This window comes from Magnetococcales bacterium (assembly GCA_015231755.1).
GTDB lineage: Bacteria > Pseudomonadota > Magnetococcia > Magnetococcales > Magnetaquicoccaceae > Magnetaquiglobus.
This window is the reverse complement of sequence record JADGAZ010000041.1, coordinates 1-3,401: the sequence shown is the minus strand read 5'-3', so window position 1 is coordinate 3,401 and position 3,401 is coordinate 1. Positions and strand designations below refer to the sequence as shown.

Annotated in this window: 6 protein-coding genes; all 6 read right to left on the bottom strand. The window is 59.0% G+C overall.

Annotated elements, in window-relative coordinates:
- Positions 1–139, bottom strand: a 139-nt coding sequence (locus tag HQL98_16175) for a hypothetical protein (GenBank protein MBF0273582.1), incomplete at its 3' end; no start/stop codon positions are given.
- Complete coding sequence (locus tag HQL98_16170) at positions 136–744, bottom strand: hypothetical protein (GenBank protein ID MBF0273581.1); 609 nt, start codon at positions 742–744, stop codon at positions 136–138. The genes HQL98_16175 and HQL98_16170, both read right to left, overlap by 4 nt.
- 4 nt (positions 745–748) lie before the next feature.
- Positions 749–1,381 carry a hypothetical protein gene (locus HQL98_16165; GenBank protein MBF0273580.1) on the bottom strand — a complete coding sequence of 211 codons (633 nt, stop codon included), beginning with the start codon at positions 1,379–1,381 and terminating at the stop codon, positions 749–751.
- 16 nt (positions 1,382–1,397) lie between these two features.
- The gene (locus HQL98_16160; GenBank protein MBF0273579.1) at positions 1,398–1,880 is read right to left on the bottom strand and encodes a hypothetical protein; all 483 of its coding nucleotides are present in this window, start codon (positions 1,878–1,880) and stop codon (positions 1,398–1,400) included.
- Between the two features lie 74 nt (positions 1,881–1,954).
- Positions 1,955–2,869, bottom strand: coding sequence for a hypothetical protein (locus HQL98_16155; protein MBF0273578.1), 915 nt, complete (start codon positions 2,867–2,869; stop codon positions 1,955–1,957).
- Positions 2,866–3,401: hypothetical protein (locus HQL98_16150; GenBank protein MBF0273577.1), on the bottom strand; the 536-nt coding region annotated here is incomplete at its 5' end. The genes HQL98_16155 and HQL98_16150, both read right to left, overlap by 4 nt.

Sequence of the window (3,401 nt, the reverse complement as noted above, 5' to 3'; positions counted from 1 at the left end):
CGCCGCCCAACTCCAGATCGATGGAGTCGTTGATCTGGATCCGCCCGAAAGAGGCCGGATTCGTCACATCCAGGCTGCCGCTCCAGGCGTAATCCTGTTCGGCCTGGGAGAGCGTGGCTGATAAAACCGAGCCAATCATATGACTTGCCCTAAGTGGAATGCCCGCACGGAGGAGCCATAAAGCCGGATTGTCCCATCGCCGGAGAGATCCCAAATGTGCCGCAAAGACGCTGCAACGGGATCACGCTCCAAAAGGTCATACCGGAAAAGACCCTGCCCAGACACGGTTGTGGTGGAGGTCCATGGCTGCGCGTATTGACCCCGCACCACCGTCATGAGAGACCACTTCTGCGCCAAAGCGGCATCCAGGGTGAAACGGATCGGCTGTTCGCTTTGCCCATGGATCGGCCCATCGCCATAGGAGAACGCCCGCCACGCAGCCGGATTTTTTGTCCCATAGAGCGCCACCAGCGCGACTTTGATGGTGGCGTTCGATGTCCAGAGCTGTTCATGACCGACGACAATACGCACACAGCCATACGATTGCTCGTTTTGCCTCTCGACCCGCTCATTCCCGTATCGCTGTCCATGTTCGATGCCCAGGGGCAGCCCATACGTCTGCTCCAGAGCGGCGACAAGTCGTTCCTCCGCGTCGGCCCATTCCGCCAGGAATGCGATGCCGATCCTGTCCGCCCGTGAGCCGCAGATTGGCACCGCAGAAATGGCGTCGGAAGAGATCGTCATGGCGTCACACGAACCGGACGTTGAGATCCGCACCGGCTGTTGTGGTGCCGATCTGGGTAATGTTCAGGGAGAACCAGTTGTTGACGCTCATGAGCGTGGATGGAATGGCGGTTGCGGCCATGCGGTTGCTCCCGGCGGGAATGCTGCCGCTGAAGAGCGAGTAGTTGCCGTTCTGCCGCACCGTGAAGTTGACCGCCGCACCGGCAGATGCGGTTCCGAGCCAGGCGTCAATACTGGTGAAAGTCATCTCCTGGGGGGGATACCAGCGGGTTGTTCCCGTGGAGATGGCCAGGGTGCCAGCCTTGCCGATGATCGCGGCCACGTTGTTGACCCCCCGTTGCAGCATCGAGGCGGTGACGACGTTGGAGATAGTAACCAATTCATCCACGCCCCAGTCCACCGGGTTGCCGTCGTTGGACGAACATAAAATGGTGGTCCGGGAGATTTTGTTGGTCCCCCAATCGAGGACGCCTTCGCCGACCTCCCATTGACGGCCTTTCTCGGCGCAATACGAGATGACGCCGCCACCAAACGGGTCGGTGAAGCGCCGGTATCCGGCGATGGCACCCGACAAGAAATAATCCCCGGTTCCGGTGACGGTCGCCGTCTCTTTGATGCGGTCTGCGTAGGTGAGCATGGTGCAATGCTCCGATTCAGGTTTTAAGTGGTGGGGGATGAACCCGGATCCTTTGCTCACGAAAGAAGGTCCGATTGATCGGGTCATACGGGTATTGCTGATTCGGGTTGGCCGGTCCGGTCAGGTGCCACTCTGGGAAGAACAGATGACACCCGGCCCAAGGCAGACTCATGAGATCCGCCGATACCGTTTCTCTGGAATTGTCCGGCAGAATCCGTTCTACGGTGCATTGGGTTGGATAGGGCGGCGGGTGGAAACGCCAGAAATTCACGCTTCCTCGGGCAAACGGAATCCATGCCCCGGTCGTCTCGTCCCATTCGTCCGCCTGCAAACGCCAGATAGGCCAATAGTGCGGAGGGGCAGGGACGTACTCCAAGATCTTCCGGTCGAGCCATTGGAGCCATTGGGTGGGGAATCCTTGATCCGAGACAAAGAATCCGTACTCGAAGGATGACCCTGGCCACCCTCCCTGAGGTTGCGTGACCACCGAGCCGATCATGGCCCGTCCGTAGCAAAACGGGTTGAGCTGGATTCTGGCAATCTCTTGGAACGGGCCAGGGTCGAATGGGATGGTCATGCGTTCAGGAACCTCAATTTGAATTTTTTGCCGGTCTCGTCCGCGCCTTCGATGTAGGTGGTACGCTTCACCTCGACGAACGCCTCGGGGTCGTTTTCATCCAGGAACAGCCGCTCCGTCACGGTTTCCCGTGTACCGGGCGTCTCCACATATAGATCCCGTTCCGCAGGGCCGATGATCACCCCCGGAAATCCTTTGGGCCAAAACGACCGCTCGAACTGTGCCGTGATCGCCGCCCTGTCTGAAATGGCCACCAGTCGCACGGGCGGAACCGAGGCCTTGCTGATGTCGCCATAGATCCAGCATTTTTGCATCTCTTCGAACAGGGCGGCGGATGCGACTTTCTCGCCGGTATCGTAGGCGATGTTGAACAGGGAGTACCCCGGTTTGTACTGCACAACGAGTGCGCCGATGGCGGCATCAGTGGTATGGAAACCACCTGTTCTTTTGTCATATTTCGGATCTATCATCCGGTTGCCTTGTTTGTCCCGGAACAGGGTCTTTTCGACGATCGTCACCTGCGGGCTGTCGTAGCCGTAGCGCAGCGGCTTCCACGATTCGCCATTCCAGGTGAGGGCTTCTGTCACCAGATCGTTGCGACGGCCCATGCTCCTCACAGCCCTTTTATCGTTGTCCGCAAAGATTTTGATCGTCTTGTCCAGCGCCTTGGGACAGAACACCTTGACGCGCTTTTGTCCGGGGGTCAGCATTTTCAGCACCTCAAGCCCATGGGTGCCTTGCCAAGTGACCTCTGCCCAGAGTTGCATGAACAGCATGGCTTGGCTCATGTATTCGACCATGACAGGCCGGTTGCCCTCCTGGTCGGTGCCGTCCACCACGAGTTCAAAGGCGGATTCCTGGGCGAATGCCTGGAAATCGATCCGCAGGTCTGCCGTGACTTCACCCATCATTCGGACTCACCTGAGATGCCGATCACCACCTTGTTGCCAGACAGCGAATCGGTGTTGGGCGGAATGATCCGCTTTTCCCAAATGGGGATGGCTGCCGGATGGGTGGTGAAGGAGACCACTTCGCCAGACTGCCAGGATCCACCCCAAAAGGAGGATGGGAGGGTGAAATAGGGTCGGGAGAATGCCGGGTTGATTGGCGCCACGGTTCTGCTCTGGCCTTGACCAACGAAGCCAACGGTATCGCCGACGCATTGAAAGTCCTGGCCGTAATAGCCGATGGTGAGGGTCCAGGTCTGCTCGATGCCCGCGATGTGATCAACGATGCGCGCATCCCGCAGAGGGGCTGAAGGCGTTCCGGTGCCATTCCATCCCCCGAACGTCCCGGCAGAGGTCGAAAGCGCATAGGCATTGGTTTCGGCCCAGACATCCCCGTACTCCAGCACCGAAGCCACCCTGGTATTGACCGCCAGATAGGCATAGGCCAGGGTGGTGCCGATGGCCAGGGTCAGGGTCGCGAGGTTGCCGTTCCAAA